At 32.7% G+C, this 3,826-nt stretch carries 11 protein-coding genes; all 11 read right to left on the bottom strand.

Annotated features, from left to right (window positions below; translation table 11 throughout):
• Positions 1–154 (bottom strand): 50S ribosomal protein L6 (gene rplF, locus IJQ68_RS01955; RefSeq protein ID WP_292796269.1); only part of this gene is annotated, 154 nt, incomplete at its 3' end.
• Positions 155–162: 8 nt separating this feature from the next.
• The gene (locus IJQ68_RS01950; protein ID WP_292796265.1) at positions 163–555 is read right to left on the bottom strand and encodes a 30S ribosomal protein S8; all 393 of its coding nucleotides are present in this window, start codon (positions 553–555) and stop codon (positions 163–165) included.
• An 11-nt stretch (positions 556–566) separates the two neighbouring features.
• Positions 567–719 (bottom strand): 30S ribosomal protein S14, encoded by a 153-nt coding sequence (locus tag IJQ68_RS01945; protein ID WP_198144363.1) that lies wholly within the window; start codon positions 717–719, stop codon positions 567–569.
• Positions 720–1,241 (bottom strand): 50S ribosomal protein L5, encoded by a 522-nt coding sequence (locus tag IJQ68_RS01940; RefSeq protein ID WP_292796259.1) that lies wholly within the window; start codon positions 1,239–1,241, stop codon positions 720–722.
• Complete coding sequence (locus IJQ68_RS01935; protein ID WP_292796256.1) at positions 1,238–1,966, bottom strand: 30S ribosomal protein S4e; 729 nt, start codon at positions 1,964–1,966, stop codon at positions 1,238–1,240. Before IJQ68_RS01935 ends, IJQ68_RS01940 begins: the two co-directional genes overlap by 4 nt.
• 1 nt (position 1,967) lies before the next feature.
• Entirely contained in the window at positions 1,968–2,318 is a 351-nt protein-coding gene (gene rplX / locus IJQ68_RS01930; protein WP_292796254.1) for a 50S ribosomal protein L24, read from the bottom strand.
• 8 nt (positions 2,319–2,326) lie between these two features.
• Positions 2,327–2,725 carry a 50S ribosomal protein L14 gene (locus tag IJQ68_RS01925; protein ID WP_058739677.1) on the bottom strand — a complete coding sequence of 133 codons (399 nt, stop codon included), beginning with the start codon at positions 2,723–2,725 and terminating at the stop codon, positions 2,327–2,329.
• 5 nt (positions 2,726–2,730) lie between these two features.
• Positions 2,731–3,048 (bottom strand): 30S ribosomal protein S17, encoded by a 318-nt coding sequence (locus IJQ68_RS01920; protein ID WP_292796249.1) that lies wholly within the window; start codon positions 3,046–3,048, stop codon positions 2,731–2,733.
• A gap of 11 nt (positions 3,049–3,059) precedes the next feature.
• Positions 3,060–3,335 carry a ribonuclease P protein component 1 gene (gene rnp1, locus IJQ68_RS01915; RefSeq protein WP_292796247.1) on the bottom strand — a complete coding sequence of 92 codons (276 nt, stop codon included), beginning with the start codon at positions 3,333–3,335 and terminating at the stop codon, positions 3,060–3,062.
• A gap of 79 nt (positions 3,336–3,414) precedes the next feature.
• Positions 3,415–3,753 (bottom strand): stress response translation initiation inhibitor YciH, encoded by a 339-nt coding sequence (gene yciH / locus IJQ68_RS01910; protein WP_058739680.1) that lies wholly within the window; start codon positions 3,751–3,753, stop codon positions 3,415–3,417.
• Positions 3,754–3,826 (bottom strand): 50S ribosomal protein L29 (gene rpmC, locus IJQ68_RS01905; RefSeq protein WP_292796267.1); only part of this gene is annotated, 73 nt, incomplete at its 5' end.

Below are 3,826 nucleotides of genomic sequence, written 5' to 3'. Positions count from 1 at the left end.
TATCATCTTTTTTATTAATACTTACATTAGGATATGTAAATTTTCTGGAGTTTTCTCCATTAGGTCCTTTTACAGTGACCTCATTATTATTAATTATAACTTCGACGCCTTCAGGGATTTCAATTTCTTCCCTTATAGCTGCAGCTACTACCATTATATCACCTAATACATGTAAGCCAACAAACGTCCACCAATTCCTCTTTCCTTAGCCTCATAGTGAGTCATAATTCCTTGAGGAGTTGTAACGATTAAGATACCAAAGTTCTTTGCTGGCAAATATCTTTTTTCAAATTTCTCAAATTCATCTTTCTTTACAGCGTGACGAGGTTTGATAACACCACATTTGTTAATGTTACCAAGTAATTCTACTGTGAATTTTCCTGCTCTATTGTCATCGATGTATTCAAAGTTACCAATATAATTCTCTTTTTGCATTGTGCTTAAAACTTCTCCAATTAATTTGGATGCTGGAGAAATAACACAAGAATCATTTACTTGTAATTCGTTATTCCTAATATTTGTTAAAGCATCTGCAAGAGGATCCATAAGACTCATATCATAACACCTTAATTATATTTTTTAAATCCAATTTTAGGAGCAATTTCCCTAAAACATTGTCTGCACAAATTTAATCCATATCTGCTGATCATAGCAGAATGGTCTCCACAACGAGCACATTTTTTTGCTGCTTTTCCATATTTTCTTGGCAAACTAATCACCTATTCTTCTATTTCAGTTACATAATTAACATTAAAGTTCTCTTCCATAAATTTCATGGTTTCTTCTTTGGAAATTCTATGTTTGACAGGAACTTTCTTTTGTTGGATTTTTCTTCTAGCTATTCTATAACCTGGTTTTTCGAAAGTAATGTTGATATTCATACCGAAGATACCAATATCAGGATTATATCTCATTCCAGGAATGTCGATGTGCTCTTTAATACCAAAAGAAAGGTTTCCTTGAGCATCAAATTGGGTAGGTTTGATATTTCTACCGATTCCTTCTAAAACCATGTTAATTGCTTTGTCAGCTTTTTCTCCACGTAAAGTTAATTTACATGCGATAGGTTGACGTTTTCTGATACCCCATTCAGGATTAGTTACTTTTGAGTAAGTTTTAACTGGGGTTTGATCGAACATCTCTTCTAAAAGAGTAATAGCACGTGATAATTTTTCACCTGCTTCACCTACACCAATACTGACAGTTGCTTTTTCGATTTTAACTTCATTCATTGGGTTCATTTATTAACCTCCAATAAAGAAATTTCTGGAGCATCTCCACCAATTACAAATGCGTAGTCTTTTAAAGTTAAAAATTCATCTTTAGCACTATTTTCAATAATAATAGTATTTGGGTTGGATGATTTATTTTCAATAATTTCACTTACAGTACCTAATTCACCTGTGTGTTTACCACCAGTAACAAGAACAGTAGCACCGATTTCTAAAGGATAAACTTCTTTGATTTCTTGTTCAGGTACTTTTAAACTGATTACATCACCAACAGCGTAATCGTTTTCATCAATGATGACATTTTTACCATCATGTAAATTTAATTGAGTTTTACCGCCTTTAATGGTGGTCTTATTAACGATTTTGCTTAATTTTGAATCATTTTCTTCGATTGGGTGTAATTGTAATCTTCCTTTAGTATCTAAAAGAACTCTATAAATTTCTTCAGTTTTTGGAATTTCAATGATATCTTGGAAACCAACTGGGAATTTATAATCTTTAACTACTCTGCCATCTACTAAAACGTTACCTGAGTTGATGATCCTTTTAGCTTCTCTTGAGTTATCAGCTAATTTTAAAATATCCCTGATAACTAAAGTTAATGGAATTGCATCAACGATAGCGTGAGAACCTGCGGAAGGTTTTACAGTCCAGGTATCTTCTTTAGGATGAATAGGCCAAGTTTTAGGTGCTTTGTATCTTTTAAGATGTTTTCTAGATCCCATTTTAGCCATTTTAATTATCTCCTCTATTTTTAATTCTTCTTTCGTCTTTTGTATCAGCGTCAATAATCATTAAGTTAGATGGATCAACTGGAAGGAAAACTGCAGTTCCGTCTGGTTTTGATAAAGTAACTTCTTCAATGGTTACTTTGTAAGAACCGTAATCAACACCGAGAACTTCTCCTTCATGTCCTTTGAAGTCTCCACGGAGAACTCTAACTTTATCCCCTGTTCTTAATGGTAAAGACCTTTTACCTAAATCTGCCCTTAAGTCTTTACTTAAAGTAGCACTTAAATGTTTACCACGTGCATGAGCAGGAGCATTATAAAGAGCTTTTCTTTGTTTTCTTGGTTGTTTTGACATTTTTTCACCTATACTAAAATATTTGCTGCACTACCTACACTAGGCCATCTGTCAGCTGCTTCTTTAGCTACAGGACCTCTGATTTCAGATCCTTTTAATATTCCTTCAGGAGTAATAATAACAGCAGCGTTATCTTCAAATTTGACACGAAGACCATCAGCACGTCTATATTCCTTTTTTTGTCTAATGACTACCGCATTAACGATTTCTCTTCTCATGTCAGCAGTTCCTTTTTTAACAGAAGCAACAACTAAGTCTCCAACACCAGCAACGTCTAATCTTCTTCTTACCCCTTTAAATCCTTTTACGGAAATAATTTCGATTTCACGTGCACCAGTGTTATCAACACATTGGAGTCTTGCTCCAATTGGTAATGCTTTAGATACACTTGATGTTAATGGTTTCATATTATTTACTCTCCTTTAACCTCAACTAAAACAAAATGTTTAGTTTTACTTAATGGTCTGCATTCTGCAACTTTTACAGAATCTCCAACATTCACATCTAAACAATCTGGTTTGTGAACATTGATTTTAGATTTTCTCTTTTCATATCTTTCATATTTTCTAATGAATTTATAGTAACTACGTTCGACACTAATAGTCCTTTCTGCTTTGTTACTTACAACAATACCTTCGAGAACTTGACCTCTTACAGGTAAAGTACCGTGGAAAGGGCAGTTAGGATCATCACATGTAGTTTCTGGTTCTTGAACATTAAGCCCAACCATATTATCACCATTTAAATTTTTTTAAACCTTTTTTTTATTCTATCTTCAGGACGAATGGACAAAATATCACCAATCACTTCGACTTTTTCACCAGATGGAATTTCGAATGTGAAAATTGAACCTTTTTTGGGAATTAATTTTTCCTGACCCTCAGATTCAATTTTGAAGGTATTTTTTGTCTCATCAATAACCGTTCCATATAAATTAAGAGATTTATTAGTTTGACTTTTTACATCAACATTCAATCCAATGAATTCATGATGCACCAAATTTTTTGAAGTTATCATTTTCCCAAATCTCTTAACTAAAACATTTATAATAAATCATGCAGAAAAATTATAAAATTTATTGAACATATCGAAGGAATTATCTTCTCTTTTTATTATTTTTCTTAGATTCACGAATTTCAATTGTATCAGATGAGAAACCCATTTCAGATAAAACTTCTTTGACCTTAACTTTATGATCACCTTGAAGTTCTATTTGGCTATTTTTAGCAGTTCCTCCGCAAGCACATTTTGCTTTAAGAGTTTTGGTTAGCTCTTTGATATCAATATCATGTTCATCGATACCTTCGATAATAGTCATGAGTTTTCCAAATCTTCTTCTAACTGTAAAAACTTTTACAGCTTGAACTTCACGTGCAATTTCTTCACATACACAAAGTTCTTCAGGAAGCCCACATACATCACAGATTTTTGACATTTAATTCTCCTTCTGTTTTTCATTCAATATTGTAAGAACACGAGCAATTGTTCTTTTTAATTCTCTAATTTTT

Origin of the sequence: Methanobrevibacter sp. (assembly GCF_017447225.1) — an archaeon.
Lineage (GTDB): Archaea > Methanobacteriota > Methanobacteria > Methanobacteriales > Methanobacteriaceae > Methanocatella.
The sequence above is the reverse complement of the archived record's forward strand: the minus strand, read 5'-3'. Positions and strand labels throughout refer to the sequence as shown.

Excerpts from the sequence above, each read along its gene's own strand:
- IJQ68_RS01950 (WP_292796265.1), bottom strand. The coding sequence starts at position 555 with ATGAGTCTTATGGATCCTCTTGCAGATGCTTTAACAAATATTAGGAAT.
- IJQ68_RS01940 (WP_292796259.1), bottom strand. The coding sequence starts at position 1,241 with ATGAACCCAATGAATGAAGTTAAAATCGAAAAAGCAACTGTCAGTATT.
- IJQ68_RS01935 (WP_292796256.1), bottom strand. The coding sequence starts at position 1,966 with ATGGCTAAAATGGGATCTAGAAAACATCTTAAAAGATACAAAGCACCT.
- rplX (WP_292796254.1), bottom strand. The coding sequence starts at position 2,318 with ATGTCAAAACAACCAAGAAAACAAAGAAAAGCTCTTTATAATGCTCCT.
- IJQ68_RS01925 (WP_058739677.1), bottom strand. The coding sequence starts at position 2,725 with ATGAAACCATTAACATCAAGTGTATCTAAAGCATTACCAATTGGAGCA.
- IJQ68_RS01920 (WP_292796249.1), bottom strand. The coding sequence starts at position 3,048 with ATGGTTGGGCTTAATGTTCAAGAACCAGAAACTACATGTGATGATCCT.
- rnp1 (WP_292796247.1), bottom strand. The coding sequence starts at position 3,335 with ATGATAACTTCAAAAAATTTGGTGCATCATGAATTCATTGGATTGAAT.
- yciH (WP_058739680.1), bottom strand. The coding sequence starts at position 3,753 with ATGTCAAAAATCTGTGATGTATGTGGGCTTCCTGAAGAACTTTGTGTA.